The organism is Roseivirga sp. (assembly GCF_034669765.1).
Classification (GTDB): Bacteria; Bacteroidota; Bacteroidia; order Cytophagales; family Cyclobacteriaceae; genus Roseivirga.
Genome location: NZ_JAXMOQ010000003.1, coordinates 91966 through 111269, shown reverse-complemented (window position 1 = coordinate 111269; position 19304 = coordinate 91966). Strand labels below are relative to the sequence as shown.

Annotated in this window: 16 protein-coding genes; 4 read left to right on the top strand and 12 right to left on the bottom strand. The window is 39.8% G+C overall.

Annotated features, from left to right (window positions below; translation table 11 throughout):
* Positions 1–23: 23 nt before the first annotated feature.
* Both VOI17_RS06515 and VOI17_RS06510 read right to left on the bottom strand, forming a co-directional pair.
* The gene (locus VOI17_RS06515; protein WP_323756436.1) at positions 24–467 is read right to left on the bottom strand and encodes a hypothetical protein; all 444 of its coding nucleotides are present in this window, start codon (positions 465–467) and stop codon (positions 24–26) included.
* Between the two features lie 29 nt (positions 468–496).
* A complete protein-coding gene (locus VOI17_RS06510) occupies positions 497–1474 on the bottom strand; it encodes an NAD(P)-dependent alcohol dehydrogenase (protein ID WP_323756435.1) in 978 nt (325 codons plus the stop codon).
* A gap of 140 nt (positions 1475–1614) precedes the next feature.
* On the opposite strand from VOI17_RS06510, the gene VOI17_RS06505 reads away from it, so the two are divergent.
* Positions 1615–1749 (top strand): hypothetical protein, encoded by a 135-nt coding sequence (locus VOI17_RS06505; protein ID WP_323756434.1) that lies wholly within the window; start codon positions 1615–1617, stop codon positions 1747–1749.
* Between the two features lie 2 nt (positions 1750–1751).
* Here VOI17_RS06505 and VOI17_RS06500 read toward each other — a convergent pair whose 3' ends face one another.
* From VOI17_RS06500 to VOI17_RS06485, 4 genes are all read right to left on the bottom strand, one after another.
* The gene (locus VOI17_RS06500; protein ID WP_323756433.1) at positions 1752–2333 is read right to left on the bottom strand and encodes a hypothetical protein; all 582 of its coding nucleotides are present in this window, start codon (positions 2331–2333) and stop codon (positions 1752–1754) included.
* A gap of 5 nt (positions 2334–2338) precedes the next feature.
* Entirely contained in the window at positions 2339–2917 is a 579-nt protein-coding gene (locus tag VOI17_RS06495) for a helix-turn-helix domain-containing protein (protein ID WP_323756432.1), read from the bottom strand.
* Between the two features lie 180 nt (positions 2918–3097).
* Positions 3098–3472, bottom strand: a complete 375-nt coding sequence (locus tag VOI17_RS06490; RefSeq protein WP_323756431.1) for a DUF779 domain-containing protein — start codon at positions 3470–3472, stop codon at positions 3098–3100.
* 70 nt (positions 3473–3542) lie between these two features.
* Positions 3543–5042, bottom strand: coding sequence for an aldehyde dehydrogenase family protein (locus VOI17_RS06485; RefSeq protein WP_323756430.1), 1500 nt, complete (start codon positions 5040–5042; stop codon positions 3543–3545).
* A gap of 117 nt (positions 5043–5159) precedes the next feature.
* On the opposite strand from VOI17_RS06485, the gene VOI17_RS06480 reads away from it, so the two are divergent.
* On the top strand, positions 5160–6092 hold the full coding sequence (locus VOI17_RS06480) for an AraC family transcriptional regulator (RefSeq protein ID WP_323756429.1): 933 nt from the start codon (positions 5160–5162) through the stop codon (positions 6090–6092).
* A 69-nt stretch (positions 6093–6161) separates the two neighbouring features.
* Here VOI17_RS06480 and VOI17_RS06475 read toward each other — a convergent pair whose 3' ends face one another.
* The 6 genes from VOI17_RS06475 to VOI17_RS06450 form a co-directional block, all read right to left on the bottom strand.
* Positions 6162–6794: an SDR family oxidoreductase gene (locus VOI17_RS06475; protein WP_323756428.1), complete on the bottom strand. Its 633-nt coding sequence runs from the start codon at positions 6792–6794 to the stop codon at positions 6162–6164.
* A 68-nt stretch (positions 6795–6862) separates the two neighbouring features.
* The gene (locus tag VOI17_RS06470) at positions 6863–7846 is read right to left on the bottom strand and encodes an NADP-dependent oxidoreductase (RefSeq protein ID WP_323756427.1); all 984 of its coding nucleotides are present in this window, start codon (positions 7844–7846) and stop codon (positions 6863–6865) included.
* Positions 7847–8453: 607 nt separating this feature from the next.
* Positions 8454–11903: a DUF3427 domain-containing protein gene (locus VOI17_RS06465; RefSeq protein WP_323756426.1), complete on the bottom strand. Its 3450-nt coding sequence runs from the start codon at positions 11901–11903 to the stop codon at positions 8454–8456.
* Positions 11896–12291, bottom strand: a complete 396-nt coding sequence (locus VOI17_RS06460) for a (deoxy)nucleoside triphosphate pyrophosphohydrolase (protein ID WP_068413676.1) — start codon at positions 12289–12291, stop codon at positions 11896–11898. The genes VOI17_RS06465 and VOI17_RS06460 overlap by 8 nt, the downstream gene beginning before the upstream one ends.
* Positions 12292–12472: 181 nt before the next feature.
* The gene (locus tag VOI17_RS06455) at positions 12473–14485 is read right to left on the bottom strand and encodes a M13 family metallopeptidase (protein WP_323756425.1); all 2013 of its coding nucleotides are present in this window, start codon (positions 14483–14485) and stop codon (positions 12473–12475) included.
* A 410-nt stretch (positions 14486–14895) separates the two neighbouring features.
* Positions 14896–15765 (bottom strand): hypothetical protein, encoded by an 870-nt coding sequence (locus VOI17_RS06450; protein ID WP_323756424.1) that lies wholly within the window; start codon positions 15763–15765, stop codon positions 14896–14898.
* A gap of 317 nt (positions 15766–16082) precedes the next feature.
* Here VOI17_RS06450 and VOI17_RS06445 point away from each other — a divergent pair, with 317 nt between their 5' ends.
* Positions 16083–16667: a superoxide dismutase family protein gene (locus tag VOI17_RS06445; RefSeq protein ID WP_323756423.1), complete on the top strand. Its 585-nt coding sequence runs from the start codon at positions 16083–16085 to the stop codon at positions 16665–16667.
* A gap of 268 nt (positions 16668–16935) precedes the next feature.
* A complete protein-coding gene (locus tag VOI17_RS06440; protein WP_323756422.1) occupies positions 16936–19290 on the top strand; it encodes a TonB-dependent receptor in 2355 nt (784 codons plus the stop codon).
* Positions 19291–19304: the final 14 nt, after the last annotated feature.

Sequence of the window (19304 nt, the reverse complement as noted above, 5' to 3'; positions counted from 1 at the left end):
TTATAAACTGGATTTGCAAGGCTTCAGAGTTTATCATTATCTTGATTCTTTAAGCCTTCTTTTTTCTCTAAGGCCATTCTTAAGCAGAGTATAGCGAGCGTTAGCGTTACAACAGCAAATGACTTTTCGAAGTTTGTTTCAGCCACAATGTTTCCGGCCGTATTCAACACAAACATTACGAACAATACCCAAATAAAAATGTGGGCGACCTTCTTAAACCGAGGCTTACTTAAACTTTGATCATGGATAAGTACCACGATAACAGATAGAAGTGTAATGAAAAAGGAGATGAATTCGAAGCCCAAAAGTTGGTTTTTTGTTTCCATTCTTCCACCCCATAAATACTCAATGGGTGCGTAGTCGAAAAGAACGATGCCAATGATAATGACGAGATGAAAAAGAGCCAGCAGGCTGAATATTACTAGACTTAGTTTTGTGGCTGTTTTGAAGCTAATGAGTTTATTCATTGTTGAAGATTAAGGGAAAACTCTTTTGATTAGTGTATGTGGTTTACTGTCTTACTGTCACTTGGCCAAACCATGACTACTTTTCCTTTGGTATGCATGGCTTCGATATAGGCTATGGCTTCTGGAATCTTAGGGTACGAATAGGTCTTTTCTATCCGTGGCTGAATGCTTCCCTCTTGAATTAGAGAGGCTAGTTTTTCCAAATCCACTTTGTTTGGGCTGGCTGTAAATTGGCCTAGGTTGAATTTACTAAGTGCCGAACTCAACAGAAGTGAGATCATGTGCTTCATATTAGTAAAGCCCACAACTACTCCTCTTTGCCCTAATCGTTTATAGTCTTTGAGTGTAAGGTTGCCGTGTGTATCTACAACTAAATCGTATTTGCCTTTATACTGATGAATATCCACTTGATCATATGCTACGACTTTATCTGCTCCTAATGATTTCACGAATTCGGCACTTTTACTTGAGCAAACTGCCGTTACTTGAGCACCATATGCTTTAGCAATTTGTACCGCAAAATGCCCAACACCACCGGACGAACCATTGATTAAAACCGATTCTCCCGCTTTAAGTTGACCATGCGTGATTAGGGCTTGTAAGGCAGTTAATCCCGCTATTGGCACCGCAGCCATTTCAGGGAATCCAATTTTCATGGGCATTTTTGCACAAACCGCATCCGATACACAGATGAACTCCGCAAATGCACCTCCTAGCATTTTCTCTCCAAATACATGGTCACCGACCTTAAAACGACTTACATTACTGCCCACTTCCTCTACAATACCAGAAAAGTCAGCACCTAACACTTTATCTTTTGGTTTTAGCAGCCCGAATGTGAACCGTGCAAAAAATGGTTTTCCTCTTAAAATATGCCAATCGGCAGGGTTGGCAGAATTCGCTACAACGCGGACTAGAATATGACCATCTTTTATCGTTGGCCTTTCTATTTCCTCTAACTGAAGAACTTCGGGGCCACCGTATTTGAGTTTTGTAAATGCTTTCATTTAAATCACTTGACCAGAGTTAAGGGTTTTTATTCACCCAATAATTTGAGACGAATCTAGCAAGTTTATGATTTGATTGAAAGCGGTAGGGTTATTTGCCTTCCTTTTCTCCATTGTCAAATACTTGTTTGTAGAAGGTAATGAGTCAGTTTACTTCTATTATAGCCAAACCCCATATTGTTAACCTTGAAGGCAACAGAATTCAAGTAGCTGGCCATTCTGTCCCAATCGGTAAGCTTTATAGAGTGAATGTGCTTGTGTTGTTGAAGGAGTAGAATTAGCCAGTTATTTTATATTGACTGGCGCCTAGCCAGTACTCAATCAATGTATCAAAGAAGTATATAGATATGATTGCCAGTATGGCGATAACCAGTGCAGATAATCGCCTTTTCATGTGCGGGCTAGTGGCTTCGTTAACTCCAGTAAGTAGCTGAAAAGCAGAGAATACTCTTTCACGGTTGTAGTTCAAAATGAGAAAGAGCATTACCGTAACGATGACTGCATTGGCCAGTGCGGGGTAAACATCTAGAAAGATAACATCGAACAGCATAATGTTGACCATGATGGGCATAAGAATGAGAATGCCTAATAATTTTGTTTTGTTCCAAAGTAGAAACCAAGCACCTAAGAGCTGACTGAGCGCTACAAATAAAACGTATGCATAAGAATGCCCCATGAATGTCCATGCGATTGAAAAACTGTTGACTTCGCCTAACGTTGTATTGGCTATTTCGGCTGGTAGGTTTCCCTTCATATAAAACTGGCCACCTAATAATTTAGATAGACCATAAACATTCAGAATTAAGAAAACGCATTGTCTTAAGGCAAGCTCTAGGTTCGATTTATTCAATAATTTCATTTTAGTTACTTTAATAAGTGGAGTGTTGGCCAATAAGTGACTTTCTCTTGTTTACTGTAAGAGACAAGGTTTTTAATGACCATAACAAGGTTTAATAAGTATAATACTGAGGTAATGATGGCAGAAGCGGTTAATGCATTACTAAAGGTTTTGAAAAGGAGTAGGGTTGTAATTAAGGCCAGTAAGTTCAATCCAAAAAGTAGTAAAGACCAAGTGATCTGAAAATTCAAAGTTGCTTTGCCAACACTGTCCAAGCCTTTGATTTTATGTCGATTTAATATCCATATCACTAATGGGATAATGATTCCCAATACGGGGAAAGCTAAGAAGCTGAATTGAGAGAGAAGTAGCATGGAAACCTTGCTTTTATCTTCCTGTATTTGCCAATCAATCAATTCATCGGGAGATACTTCCAATGCTAAAGCCAACTTTTGCAATGAATCACCATGAGGTGTGGTTTCTCCATTTTCGATTCGCTGAATGGTGCGTAGACTTAGCTGAGAAGCTTGCGCAAGCCCTTCTTGAGACATGCCTTTACGGTTTCTGATCTGCTTTATTTTTTGAGCTTGCTCTATATTCTTCATTTACGGAATATTGTTGAGCTCAAAGATAAGAAATAGACATTAGAGGCCTTGCGCCATGTTTACGACACCTTTGCGACATCCTTGTCTGATGTGTTTATTGGTATGGAAAGGAGTTTTAAATGGCGTTGCTTTTATTGGAGTAGCGCCTTGGTTGGTGTTGTCACCAACAAAATATCCTAGTTATTCGCCAACTGAATTGTTATTCAAAGCTGCGCTTTCTGCATCGCTGAATAATCTCGATTGAATGATGAAACGGAAGCCTAAAGGGATTTCCAAGGAGAAACTTGAGCCTCTGCCTTCTGTAATGTCGACAGTGAGGTGGGTGTGCTTCCAATACTCAAATTGGTCTTTGTTCATGTAGTAATCTACACCAGCTATTTGACCGAGGAGGATATCGCTATCATCTAAATACATATCTCCTTTTTCGAAAATCATAGGGGCTGAACCATCGCAACAGCCTCCACTTTGATGAAAAATAAGTTCACCGTGTTTTTCTTGGAGCTGCTTTACGAGTGCGGCTGCTTTATCTGTTATGGCTACCCTTTCTAGTTTCATAGTGTTCAATTTAGGTAATAAAAAGGCAAGCCAAATTTGGCTTGCCCTAGATTATAATGTTGAGGATCTACTAAAAGAAGCCCAATTTATTCTTGTCGTAAGAAATCAACATGTTCTTAGTTTGACGATAGTAGTTCATCATCATTAAATGATTTTCTCTACCGAAACCTGATTTTTTGTATCCACCAAAAGGTGCGTGTGCAGGGTATGCATGGTAACAATTCACCCAAACTCTACCTGCTTTAATGGCCCTTGGGATTTGATACAACTGATGCGCATCTCTTGTCCAAACGCCAGCACCTAAACCATAAAGCGTGTCGTTGGCAATTTCCAATGCTTCGGCTTCATCTTTAAATTTGGTTACACAAAGTACAGGGCCGAAGATTTCTTCTTGGAACACCCTCATTTTATTGTGGCCTTCCAAAATAGTCGGTTGAACGTAGAAGCCATTGCCAAATTCTCCATCCAATTTACAAGCTTCTCCACCTGTTAATACTTTGGCGCCTTCTTCTTTTCCAATTTTGATATAAGATAAAATTTTCTCGAACTGGTCATTCGAAGCCTGAGCACCTACCATGCAAGATGTGTCGTATGGATTCGATTGTACGATCGCTTTAGTTCTGGCGATTACGCGCTCCATGAACTTGTCGTAGATGTCTTCTTGCACCAATAACCTCGAAGGACAGGTACAAACCTCGCCTTGATTGAAGGCGAACAATACAGCCCCTTCGATGGCTTTGTCTAAGAAAGCATCATCCTCATCCATTACGCTATTGAAGAAAACGTTAGGTGACTTGCCTCCCAATTCCATCGTAACTGGATTAAGGTTTTTGGAAGCGTATTGCATAATGAGCTGTCCCGTAGTGGTTTCTCCTGTAAAGGCTACTTTGTTTACGCCTGAACTTGAGGCCAATGGCTTACCTGCTTCTGGTCCAAAACCGTGAATTACATTTACCACACCTGGAGGGAATACCTCAGCAATTTTCTCCATCAATAGCGTAGCCGAAGAAGGCGTTTGCTCTGCTGGTTTTAATACTACACAGTTACCTGCAGCCAAAGCTGGAGGAAGTTTCCATGACAACATCAGTAGAGGGAAATTCCAAGGAATGATTTGCGCCACAACACCCAGCGGCTCTTTGATGTTCATAGAGAGCGTGTTTTCGTCTAATTCCGTAGCCGAACCTTCTTCTGCTCTAATTACTGCTGCAAAATATCGCCAGTGGTCAACAGCCAAGGGGACATCAGCATTTAGAGTTTCTCTGATGGGCTTGCCATTATCGCAAGTTTCTACCAACGCGAATTCTTCAAGGTTGGCTTCAATAATGTCGGCTACTTTGTTGAGTAGTGCTGCTCTAGCGGCAGCTGAGGTATTTCCCCATGCATCTTTGGCTGTATTTGCTGCGGCTACCGCATTGTCTACATCGGCTTGTTTAGACCGAGGGTACTTTGCTATTAGTGAATTATCAATAGGAGAGGTATTATCGAAATACTCGCCATCGACAGGGTCAACGAACTTGCCGTTGATGAAATTCCCATATTTTTCTTTAAATTTTGGTTTACTGTAACTCATATTGTTTTTCTTTAGATTTATAACACTGTTTCGAAACCCAAGCTCGTTTAAAACAATAAATTCTGATAAGACGATAGTCTTAGATAATGAAATGAAAATCTGATTCTAACTTAAACCATGGAAAGACTTCTTCAAAAGCATAAGCGCGAAAGAAAATTAACGACTCTGGTTGAGAACTATACGGTATATAACTCGGCCTATTCAGAGCTTAATATTTTTGAAACCCACCAGGCGGCAGAGAAGGTTAGTTTAACTTTTGATTACCCAGTTTTGGCCAGTATGCTTACGGGTAAGAAGGTAATGCACCTTGAAGACATGACCTCTTTCGATTTTTTTCCGGGTGAATCTGTGGTGATTCCGAGTGGTAAAAAGATGCTGATTGATTTCCCTGAAGCTACAAGAGAATCACCTACGCAATGCTTGGCACTTACTATTGATCCGAGTAAAATAAATGAAGTAGTCGATTCATTTAATGAAATGACCATTATTGATTTGCAGGAGAATGGCAACTGGAATTTGGGCGAAAACTCATTTCATTTAGACAATCACAAGGGAATCCAGCAATTGGTGGACAGATTGGTATATACCTTTACTGAAGATCACAGCTCTAAGGATATTTTTATCGATGGTATTATTAAAGAGTTGATTATTAGGTTGCTGCAATCAAAAGCCAGAAACTCCTTATTGGAAAGTACAGAGAACTTCTTGAGCGACCACCGAATTGCCTATGCGATTGGTTATATCAAGGCGCACCTCACCGAGAACATCTCCATTGATAAATTGGTAGACAAAGCTTGTATGAGCAAGTCCCATTTTTTCAAGATTTTCAAAAACACTTTAGGGATTTCGCCAATCGACTATATTACCTGCGAACGCATTAAGCTTTCTAAAAAGCTTATTAAAAGCACGAATCATCAAATCTCCGAAATCGCCTACTTATCAGGCTTTAATAATCCCAGCTACTTCAATAAGAAATTCAAAGAATACGAATTAATCACTCCGGGTGAATTCAAACATATTCTGTCTACAAAATCTAGAATTATACATTAGAGAATAAACAGAAAGGTGGCCTGTTGGTGACAACAGCAACAGTGGCGAAGTCACCAACAAGGGTGAAAATTAAAGCACTGCTTTTTCAACAGGCGTGTCACCCGCTATGATTTCGAAAGTCTGGTTTTGCTGTACACCATCTTCCAACACTTCCACTAAGGTTTTGGCCACATCGGCCCTTGAAATACTTCCCTGTTTGTCCAGTTTTTCTTTGAGCTGAATTTTGCCTGTACCGTCTTTATCGCTCAACGCACCTGGTCGTACAATGCTGTACTCCAAACCGCTATTGCGTAAGTGATTGTCCGCATTTTGCTTCGCCTTCAAATACTCTTTAAGGTCATCACTTACCGAAGGATTATCTGCGCCCATAGAGCTAAGCATTACAAACTTTCCGACTCCTGCTTTTTTTGCAGCATCCGTTAAATTTTTGGCTCCCTCTTGGTCTACGGCTATTACCTTTTTGCCTTTGGAACCCGCAGCAAAAATTACTTTATCCACTCCAGTTACCGCACGGCTCAAATCTTTTTCCAGATCGGCCAGCACTGCCGTTATTCCATCTTTCTCAAAAGCTTCTTTTTGTGCTTCCTTTCTAACCATGGCGATGGGCCGATAGCGGTCCGATGCTTGGAGTAATTCAACAATAATTTTACCTGTTGTGCCGTTTGCTCCGGCTATTAGTATGTTTTGTTTTTTGTCAGTCATGTGATTTTTACTTTTTAGAGATTAATAATCTGCCTTTGTTGGTGTTGTCACCAACAAGCATGAACCGCTTAGGACATGCTTATAATCACCTTTCCCTTGGCCCTTCCTGTGGCCAGGTATAAGTAGGCTTCAATACCTTCAGCGAAAGGATAGACTTTGTCGATGATCGGTTTGATTCTACCTTCTTTCACCATAAGAGAAATTTCATCGAGTTGCTCCCCATTGGGCTGCATCCAAGTGAGTTTGTAATTGGCCGACTTTTCTTTGATCAGACGAGCGAGATTTTCTGGTAATTCGTAGCCTTTTATGCCCATCATAGCGGCAGTTTCCTCATCTGGAACCCCCGCAATGCTGGTTACTTTTCCGCCTTCTTTGATCACCTGAAAGGCATCTAGCATATAGTCACCACCCAGTGTGTCGAAGACGAGATCGAGGTCGGATACGATAGATTTATAATCTTCCTTTTTATAGTCGATGACACGGTCGGCACCGAGTGATTTTACCCAGTGGACGTTTTTGGTGCTGGTGGTTGTGTATACATAGGCGCCTTTGGCTTTGGCATACTGTATGGCAAAACTGCCCACGCCACCTGAGCCTGCATGAATAAGGATGCGGTCGTTTTTATTCAAACCCACACGCTCTAAGGCTTGTATGGAGGTAAGTCCGATTAAGGGCAAACTGGCGGCTTCTTCGAAAGAAATGTTTTCTGGTTTTTTGGAAACCACAGCGCTTTCAACAGCGACAAACTCCGCTACCGTCCCCATCTGTTGTAGGGGCACTCGGGCATATACCGCATCACCCACTTCAAAACCAGTAACGTCTGTGCCTTTTTCCACAATGATGCCACTGACATCAAAGCCAATGGAACTGGGTAAATCCAAGGGAACCATGTCTTTCAAACCTCCGCTCACCAGTTTGTAATCAATAGGGTTGAGGGAGGCTGCTTTGGTTTGAATAAGAATACTGGTTGCGTTGATGCTTGGTTTTTCGGTTTCGTTGATGGCCAAACCGTCTTTCAACTCACCGTATTTTATAATTTGTAATGCTTTCATAATTGATTTTATATTGAATTTTACGCAGATGTGCTGGCCTCAAGCTGCCTATTACTTCCTTGTACAAATGATCTTGAATTGACCTGACAATATCTAGATTTCAGGCCTTTTGAAAGGGAGCTTGATCCAATCATCTAGCTTCTTGTACAACACAAAAGCATCAGATATGTTCCTGAATATTCTAATAGAATTAGACGAAGAGGGGTTTATGTTTGGAAATGGGGTGTTATGCTTTGGGTGAAAGCGGAGGAGGGGTGTTTTAAGGAAGAATAAACCAAAATGCGGCTTGTCGGTGACAACACCAACAAGGGCTAAAAGCTTACCTTTCTAGGCACAGTAGCTTACTGCCATTATATGTAATTAGATATAATTCATCTAGTTTATGGCTAATTATATGTATTGGCGTATAGTTTGAAGGTCAACTAAATGCTGTAAGCATTAGACAGGGAGGGTTTATGTTTGGAAATGGGGTGTTGGGCTTTGGGTGAAAGTGGAGGAGGGGTGTTTTAAGGAAGAATAAACCAAAAGGCGGCTTGTTGGTGACAATACTAACAAGGGCGAAAGTTTCAATATAAATTTGAGGTATCTATATTTTCACTAAGTGGTACTAATCTTTGGTATCCATTAAAACTTTCACAAACTCACCTACAACTCTCATTTCTGCAGCGTTTTCTTCAGTGATGATTATGTTTTGGTAAGAGCTATCAAATGAGTTTGGTCTTAACACAACAGAAGTATGTCCCCACGTTTCTTCCGAAACAGACTTTTCACTTGAGTAGGTTTTGATGGTAAAAGCCGAGTTGAAATCTGGATCCTGAATATCAATGTTTTCTACCAACACAATTTTACCATTTCTGCTACCACCAGTGTATGGTTTGAACAAGCAAATAGAACCGTTCGGGATGACTCTATTCATTGATTCACCAATGATTTTACAAGCGAAATAATCTTTGCTTGAACTGTTTTCTGGACCTTCAATGAGAGTAAAATCCTTCTCTGATTGTAATTCGCTAAATGTGCCTGCAGCAGCATAAAAGTCATACAATGGAATTGGGTTTTTCATTTCTTCTTCAAAACTCAAAGATTGCTGAATCGGAATGACTTTGGCTGTTTTTGCCGGCTTAACAGTCTTGATCGCTGACTTCTCATGTAAATAATTGAACATGATAGATGTCACAGGGTTAGCTAAGTTGAATCGAATTTTCACCACAGAAAGCTGCTTCCCTTTGTCGTTAGGCATGGTGGTTTGCTCCACTTTATTCAATTCAGGACTTACCTCGCCCATGTAGTAGAAATCCATTCCTTCATCATTATTCTTTTTAATAAACAACGGAAGGCGAATAGGGCCCTTTTGACCTAAAATAGATTGAACATCATTGCTGCTCACCGACCTGTTGGACTTCGACATCCAATCAAATTCTTTATTGTTTACAAACTCATCTTCATACTTTGTCGATTCCGAAATATGCTCTTCTTTGTGATAGTTCACAAAAATTGGACAATGTTCATTATCAGGGCTTACGAGATATCCTCCTACGTTCTGGGCAATGGGATTTTCCGCCACATTCAATATTCTGAACACATCTTTCCGCGAATACTTTCTGTAAAGCACAAATCCATTTTGCCATTTGTCTGCGTCAAACAATCTGTCGAACTCGTAAATCGAATAAGCTGCTGAATCGAGCAGAAAGCGCTTGAATTCAGTTTGATACAAGTGTGCAGAAAACGCGTTCGAAAAGACAAAATTTCCGTTTACAATGCTTAGAATATCTAAGTCATAGATCTCTTTAGCAGGGAGCATTTTGCCGTCTTTCTTTTCGCGAACAAACTCAAAATTCAAGTTAGAAACGCAAGATTTTATGGTCTCTTCAGAAATAGAGTAACGATACTTTTTAAGCACCTGTTCTTTCAATTCGTGCACCGAAAGTTTACCTGATACAATGAGTATTTTGAGAATTAGACTTTCTTCAAGTCGTTTTGAGTTGTTTATTTCTTTAGCAAACAGCTCCAGTAACTTTACTTGTTGTTTTGATAAAGCTGCGTTTTCTGCTTTCTCAACTTTTACGATAAAGTTGTAATAGGAATTAGCGTAATCCACGAATAAGAAAGGATCGCGAGAACCATGCTCAATAAAGTCCATCATCATTGGAGTTCGACCCAACTTGAATTTCAAAAGGTTGTAATCTTTTTTCAAGTCAGAGAGCAATTGCATATTGGCAGAGTCAATGGATTGAAAGATTCTTTCTTTGGTGATTTCATCAAAATTGATGGAAGAAGCTCCCGGAATCATTCTACTGCCTTCCGTTATCAATTTCCTCAAAGAGTCTTTGTTGTAAGATGTATCACCATACAAGGCGATAGGGATGAGGTAATTGTTTTCATAGTTTCCGATGAAATCAATAACCGTCAAGTACCCTTTCCCATCCACTTTTCTTAATCCTCTACCCAATTGTTGAATGAATATAATCGCTGAATCTGTTGGGCGAAGCATGATGATCTGATTGATTTTTGGAATATCAATCCCTTCATTGAAAATGTCTACAGTGAAGATGTAATCGAGTTTTGCGCTCAGATTATCGGTCTCTATTTTTTCAATCGCTCTGGCTCTTTCTTCTTCAGAACTATCGCCTGTCAAGGCAATCGTTTTAAATCCTTTTGAATTGAATAATTCGGATAATTCAACGGCTTCGTTCTTTCTGGAGCAGAAGATCAAACCTCTTGTAATTCCATTATCGCTGCCATAGAATTTGACTTGCTCAATAATGCGTTCAACGCGTTCACTCGAAACTAAATATCTAAAATCCGATTTTCTCTCGACTTCGGTGTCGTCAATTGATAAGTCAGTAATGCCATAGTAATGAAACGAACTAAGCATTTCCTCTTCCATTGCTCTGTTTAATCGGATTTCATAAGCAATGTTATGGTCGAAGAGTTGAAATATGTCATTGCCATCAGTTCGCTCAGGTGTGGCGGTCATTCCGAGTAGAAATTTTGGTTCAAAGTGCTCAATCAAACGCAAATATGAATCAGCTCCAGACCGATGCGTTTCATCAATTATGATGTAATCAAAATGATCTTTCTTGAAGTTGTCTAAGTGGTTTGCTTTTGAAATGGTTTGAATAGTGGAAAACACAAAGTCACAATCCAAATTTTGCTCACTTCCAGAATACAAACCCATGGTTTTATCGTTCCCAAAAACACTTTTAAATGTGTTTAGTGAGTCTTTCGCAATTGTCAACCGATGAACTACGAAAAGCAATTTTTTCGAGTTAAAAGCTTTCGCATCGAATGCTGATAAATAGGTTTTTCCAGTTCCTGTTGCCGAAATGATGAGCGCTTTGTTTTTTTCCTCAGCCCGCAAATTTTTAAGATTTTTCAATGCTTCTTTTTGCATTGAATTCGGGGTGATCTTCGCTTGAGTTTCAGTTAAGCTTTCAAGCTTATTTTTTCGATTTAGAAGAAATTGACTCTGATATATTTTTTCATAAGACAAAATATATTCTGCCGTTACATTCTCTCCTTTTTCAAAATCAGATCGAAATTCATTCAGTATTTTTTCAACGAGACCACTTTCATCTAACGCGGATACTTTAATATTCCACTCCTTGTTTGTGGACAAGGCATTTGCAGTTAAATTACTGCTGCCAACAATTAGGTTATAGTGTTCCTTACTTTTAAAGATGTATCCTTTGGTATGAGCGTTTCCTGTTGTAGCAATTCTTAGGTCTATATTTGTAAACTGGACTAACCTTTTTAGAGCTTCGGGTTGGGTGAAGTTCAAGTACTGAGAAACTAATATCTCGCCTTTTATCCCTCGATCTTCTAATTCCTTCAATTTGTTGATTATCGTAGCAACTCCACTTGTAGTTACAAATGCTACGGATATAAAAAACTGATTACAATTTTCAAGCTCATGAAGAATAGTTGAAAGCACCTTTTTCGGTGGATTCTTTTGGTTCACGAGTAACTCTGGTTGGAAATCGAGATTAGATAAAATGGACTTGTCTACATACCCAGTCTGTAAACTCTTATTGAAACTTAGGATCAGGTCATCCATTAGAAACAAGTTTATCGACTATTGGAATATCGGCAGCAGCCCAATCTAGTACTGTAAGTTCGTTAATCGTTAGCCATTTTTGATCAATGTGTTCATGAAGGGTGAGTTCTTTCGATTCAACTTCACACGTAAAACTGTGCATGGTTAATTCAAAATCTGGGTATTGATGCACAACCGTTAGGTAGAAGGATTTGATTTTTGTTGAAAGATTTAGTTCTTCCAATAGTTCGCGGTGCAAAGCTTCTTCTTTGGTTTCGCCTTCTTCAATTTTCCCTCCGGGAAATTCAAATTTCTCTGAAATGTAATTGAATTTGTTTTTTGGTCTCTGAACACATAGAACCTGATCTTGACAAAATATCACACCTGCAACAACTTCAACCTTTTTCATTAATGGCTTCTATTTTTCACTCAATCTAATAGTTTTTAATTTGATTGAGCGCGCCTATAATATAATTGGATATGGATTTTAATAGATTTTCTAAAATTGGGCGGTGATTATGTTAGGAGGGAGATAATAAAGAAGGCCATGAATTATTCATCCATGGCCTTCAACTAGTTTTCTAAAGCTCTTACCAAATCTTGATTCTTTCTTCTAGGGGTTTGTAATTGGCATCACCCGGCTGAACATCATATGCTTCGTAAAAAGGAGTGAAGTTCATTAAGGGGCCGTTTACACGCCACATGGGTGGTGAATGGGAATTCGTTTTTACATAATTGCGTAAATACTCGTCTCGGGTTTTTACACGCCAAATACGGGCAATGGACATAAAGAAACGTTGGTCGGGCGTATATCCCTGAATTTTCACAGTGTCTTGTCCTTGCTTGGTTAACTTAAAGGCTTCATAAGCAATGGAGATCCCGCCATTATCTGCTGTATTTTCCCCAACAGATGATTCGCCTATTAAATGCAAACTGTCCAAAACAGTATAAGAGCTGTATCGATCAATGATCTGCTGCGTTTTTGCTTGGAATTTCTCGTAATCTTCATCCGTCCACCAGTTTTTTACATTTCCATCTTTGTCAAATTGAGCGCCTTGATCGTCAAAAGCATGGGTCAATTCGTGGCCAATTACCATTCCAATTCCACCATAGTTAATGGCATCATCGGCTTGTAAATCGAAGTAAGGGAATTGTAGAATTCCTGCCGGAAACACAATCTCATTCTGAGAAGGGTTATAGTAGGCCGTTACTGTCGATGGCGTTGTGCCCCATTCATCTTTGTTAGGAGGTTGATTCAACTTGTCTAAACCATACTTGTAGTCGTTTTGTCTCAAGGCCACTACATTTTCAAAAAACTTGTCCTTTTCTATGCTTACATTTCCGTAGTCTCTCCAAACATCGGGATAGCCAACCTTCTTAGTAATCGCATATAATTTCTCTTTGGCCTGAACTTTCGTTTCGTCACTCATCCAGTCCAGTTGATTGATTCTAGTTTCAAAGGCTTTTTGCAGGTTGTTGACCAAATCGGCCACTCTGGTTTTCGCCTCTTCATTGAAATATCGTGCCACGTATAACTGCCCAAGTGCAAAACCCAGTTGTCTGTCCACCTTATTCACCATGATTTGAGCACGTGATTGTTTCACGGCTTGCCCAGAAATGATTTTTGAGTATTCGAAAGCAGCAGTTTCAAAAGGCTCACTTAAGATGTCGGCATAATTGGTCAATACATTCGCTTTTAAATAGGTCTTCCAATCGGCTAAAGGAATTGAGGGAAGCATAGTATTCAGTTTTGCATAGTAGGCAGGTTGACCCACATCGACAGAATCGGCTGCTGCTCCTAACTGACTTAACAATTTGGACCAGCCAATATTGGGTTGATTTTTATTAAGATTGGCTACGGCCAGTTTATTATAATTGGCTTTGACATCTCTACGCTCGATACGCGTTTTATGCGCTTCCGCCAATTGCTTTTCGATGCCATAAGCAGTTGCAGTACTTTGAGCTGCATTATCATTTCCTGTTAACTCAAACAGCTTGGTCAAATAGGCCTGATATGCCTTTTGGATTTCAAGGGTAGATTCATCCGTTTTAAAGTAATAATCGCGGTCGGGCAAGCCAAGACCAGTTTGACCAAAATGCAACATGTTGACGCTGCTGTTTTCATCGTCTGGAGAAACGCCCATGCTGATCAATGAACCATTTCCTGACTTGAACTCATTGGAAACAAATTGCATCATTGCTGAAATAGAGTTGATGGCGTTGATTTGATCAAGTAAAGGTTGAATGGGTTCAAAACCACGTTCGTTGATGAGTGTGGTATTCATTCCTGAGTTGTAAAAATCGCCTACCATTTGATCAGCGCTGCCCTTTTCATGAGTTCCGCTGGATACTTCTACCAAAATATTTTCTAAAAGTACCTTCTGAGGAATATTTAAGAAGCTATAAGAGCCAACGCCTGATTGGTCGTCTGCGATTACAGCGTTATCGTACCAAGTTTTGTTTACGTGGAGGAAAAAATTGTCTCCTGGCTTAATGCTTTCATCGATTCCATCGAAATCGAACTTGTTGGTTTCTGCCTCTTCTTCCTTGCCACATGAAACAAGGGTAAACAGGGCTAGCGTGAAGTAAATTAGTTTTTTCATAAGTCTATTGTGGTTTATGATGAATCATGTAGAAACGATTTCATCATTAATCATTCAATGTAATCGTTTTAATTTGATTGGAAGCACCTACTGTGTAAATAGGAATGAGGTGTCTCCCTTTGTTGGCCTTGTCACCTCTGCCTTTGTTGGTGTTGTCACCAACAAAATGTGATGGTTATTCGTGAACCGAAAAGGGGGCTAGGGGGATTAGAATTACAATTTTATTGATAGTGAATGTCAATCCTCCCCAGCCTGCGGCTGGCAGGCAACCTCCTTCTCCAAGGAGGAGTATTCACACTAACATTTATGCTGTATAGCCTTAGGTGTGCCGCCTGCTAGGACAAAATCGTTAGCTATTATAGGAAAGAAGAAGCCAAAAGGTGGCTTGTTGGTGACAACACCAACAAGGGCTAATACTTATCCAATTTTCCATTGAGCCATGCCCAAAGCCTGCGGAGACCTTTTTTAGGCGCTTGTTTTTTAACAGGTACTTTGGTGGCTTTTTTGGGTTGTTCAATAGCCTGATTGGTTTCTGATTTTTGCTTCTTTTTCTTTGCGGCAGTAGCTTTTAATTTGGCCTGCACATTTTCTTTATAGTGCTTTTCTTTTAAAGCTTTAATGCGTTTTTCTTCGGCCAATTTCTTTTGTCTGGCTTCTTTTTCAGCCTTTCTTCTTTCTAGCTCAAGTGCAGTAGGTCTTGTACGTTGATTTTCTCTTTTGCGGTCGTGGGTAGGATTGCTTCTGTTTTGAGTAGCCTTCCGAGTTTGTGGCTTTTCTGTAGTTTCTTCTGCCTCTACTGGTTTAGTCTTTTCCTTCACTTTGGGTTCAGGTAAGTCAATTTTACCCAATATTTTCAATCCTTCCAGTTCTAGTTTAGGCGCTTTAATCAATTCAACATCCTTGTGTTTTTCTTGCGCTTCTTTTTCTAAGCTATACACCTTTGGCGCTTCTTCCGGTGCTTTAGTTTTCGGTTTTGCTTTTGGTGCTTCTTCCACTACTTCGGGCGTAAGAACTTCTTCAGTGGGAATCTCTACTTCTTCAACAACTTCCAAAGGCTCTTCTATGGCCTCAACTACTTTAACTGCTTCTTTTTTGGGAGTAACTACTTTGGACTCAATAGGCGCTTCAGGCACTGGAACGATAGAAAGAATAAGGTTTTCCTGTTCTTCGGTCAGTTTAAAATTAGGGTCGTTTTCAATTTCGTGCCCATTTTTGGATAAAATACCGATTAACTGCTTGGGCTGAACTTGGAGTTTACGGGCTAATTGTCTGAGGCGCATTGTATTGATTTGAGCTTGCAAATATAGTAAAGTGCCTTGCGGTAATGCAAAAATTATCATAGTAGTTCGTATTGATGTTTAAACCTGCATTACATAGATGTCCATAATGGACAAGAGTTTGTGGATGGCGGGGTTTGGATTGATAGATTTAATATTATTAATCTGAGAGGAGAGAAACCATTTAGAATCTAAATCGATTTAACTTCTGGAATGCGAGCCTGCATGAAATCTCTCTTTACTGAACTTAATTAAAACACTTCTCATTGTAGTTCTGTTATATAATTTGAACCTTTGAACTAGAATTAAACGAAATCGATATGATGAAAAAACAGATCAATGGAATGCTTCTAATTTGTGCAGTTGCAGCCATGACTTTTGGATGTTCTCAAAACAAAGAGAAGTCTGAGGAAAAGTCAGATGCAGCCACTGAAATGGCGGCTGAACCTATGAAAAGTGTAACGGTAGAATTAGAAAGTAAAAGCGATAGCAACCTGAAAGGGACGGTTGTATTTAAAGAATTATCCAATGGGAATATCAAGTTGGATGTAAGTCTAATGAACATAGAGCCAGGTAATCACGCAGTGCATATTCATGCGGTAGGGGATTGCTCTGCGGCAGATGGTACTTCGGCTGGAGGCCACTGGAACCCAATGGGCGTAGATCACGGCAATAGAGCTGAAGGTGGAGACTTTCACAAAGGCGATATTGGCAACCTAATGGTTGGTGAAGATGGAAGTGGAACACTTTCTATGGAAGTGGAAGGCTGGACAATTGGTGGAGATGATAGTTCTAACATTTTGAACCATGCGGTAATTGTACACGCTGGGATAGATGATTTTACTTCTCAACCGTCAGGTGCTGCGGGTCCAAGAATTGGATGCGGTGTAATTGCGATGAATTAAAAGAAAATTTATAAGAATTTGAAAGAGCTTAGATTTCGTCTAAGCTCTTTTTTTATATCCTCCATGTATATTTAACTTAATTTTCCGACTGAAATCCAATTTAATTGAAGCTTTCTGCAACCTTTCTTTAGGTTTTACGACTTACTCTTAAGATTATTTTTTAATGGTGTCTAAGTGTATCCATCATTTGAATCGTCATTAAAGTGGTTAGGCTATTTTAGGTCTAATTTTTTTAAACAAACAACAGGTCAAAACTCTAATTTAAATTATGCGCAAATTTTTACTTACGGCAGGTGTCGTATTGTGTTCTGTACTAGCATCTGCTCAAGAGAAGGTCACCTTGAACGGTTATGTACGAGACGCCTCCAACGGAGAAGAACTCCTCGGGGTCACAGTTTTAGTAGTCGAAATTGGGAATGGAGTCATTTCCAATAATTATGGATTTTATTCCATTACGCTTGCACCAGGAAATTATACGGTCAAGTACAGTTTTATTGGTTATAAAACCATAGAAAAGAAGATCACGCTGGACAAGGATATTGAATTAAACATTGCCCTTCCAGAAGAATTTACTGAATTGGAAGAGGTGGTGGTAACGGGTGAAAGTCCAATTGCCAATGTGTCTAGCATTCAAATGAGTAGGAATGATTTGGACATCAAGCAGGTGAAAAAGCTTCCAGCTCTTTTTGGTGAGCCCGACATTATCAAAACTATTCAGATGCTTCCGGGAGTGATTTCTGCGGGCGAGGGCACTTCCAGTTTCTTTGTACGAGGAGGAAGTGCAGATCAGAATTTAATTTTGATTGATGAAGCTCCGGTGTATGATCCATCACATTTATTCGGTCTGTTTTCGGTATTCAATGCTGATATCATCAAGGATTCTGAGCTTTACAAAGGCGGAATTCCATCTCGTTTTGGAGGAAGACTTTCTTCCATTTTGGATGTTAGAACCCGTGATGGAAATAATAAGGAGTTTGAAGGCGAAGCTGGAATTGGTCTATTGGCCAGTAGTATTTCGGTGGAAGGGCCAATTAAGAAAGACGAGAGTTCCTACTTGCTTTCGGTTCGAAGGTCCTATGTCGATTTGTTTTTAAGGGCGGCCAACAATGATAACTTGGTTTACTTTTACGATATCAACGCCAAGGTGAATTGGAGAGCCAATAATAAGAACCGTTTCTTTTTGTCGGTTTATTCAGGGCGTGATGATTTCAGTTTTGGCGAAGATTTTGGCTTTAACTGGGGAAATAAGACGGCTACTTTCCGATGGAACCACCTATTTAGCGATAAGCTGTTTTCAAACACTTCGCTGATTGCATCAAGCTTTGATTACGGGCTCGATATTGAAGACCCAGTACAGGGGATTCGTTGGGATTCTAACCTCCAGGAATTCAGCTTCAAAAATGACTTTAATTATTTTGCCACCCCACAATTCGAATTGGATTTCGGTTATCATGTAACCTATAAGCGATTTGCGCCAGGGAAAATCACTCCATCCAGCGATGAGTCTATTTTCACAGCAACCGAATTGCAGCATGAATATGCTTTAGACCATGCTTTTTATCTTGGTGCTCAACATGAGGTTTCCAAGAAACTTACCATGACCTATGGCGCTAGACTCTCCGTTTTTCAGAGCGTAGGCAAAGGCGATGTTTATTTGTACGAAAATGAAAAGGATAATATTGATCCAGTAAGAACGGATACCCTTTCCTTCATAAGTTTCGAGCCCATCAAAACCTATGTGAACATCGAGCCACGTTTCTCTTTGCGTTATATGCTTACTGAATCGAGCTCAATGAAAATGAGTTATAACCGAATGGTTCAGAATACACATTTGATTTCTAGTGGAACAGTACCGCTACCATTTAATACTTGGGCACCGAGCAGTTATTATCTGAAACCTCAAGTAGCGGATCAGGTGGCCATTGGTTATTTCAAAAATCTAAATGATAATATGTATGAGTTTTCTGCGGAGGCTTACTACAAGAAGATGGACAACGTTACGGATTTTGCTGATAACGCTCAGGTTTTCTTTAATACTGATTTGAGTACTGAATATCGTCAAGGTGATGGAGAGGCTTATGGTTTAGAGCTCTTCTTACAGAAAAAGGAGGGAGCACTTACTGGTTTTATTGCTTATACTTTATCAAAAACAGAGCGGACAATCGATGGCGTAAACGTGGGTAAAACCTTTTTGGCAAACTACGACAGACGACATAGCTTCAATATGCTGGCTACTTATGATTACAGTGATAAATGGTCCTTTGGTGGAGGTTTTACCTATGGAACTGGAAGGCCGACAACCATTCCTTCAGGCACTTACGAATGGGGTGACGGATATTCGGCCGATGTAATTACCGAAAGAAATGGGTACAATTTGCCTGCATTCCACAGGCTCGATTTAAGTGCAACACTAACGCCAAAATCTAATGCAAATAGAAAGTGGAAAACATCATGGGTATTCTCTTTATACAATGCTTATAGTCGTAAGAATCCCTTTTCACTCTATACTCGCGTGAGGCAAGATAAGGATGGGAATACCATTGGCGATGGGAATGAGAAGGAAGCACGAATGATCTATCTATTCCCGATTTTACCTTCAGTTACTTATAATATTAAATTTTAATCGAGGCTATATCA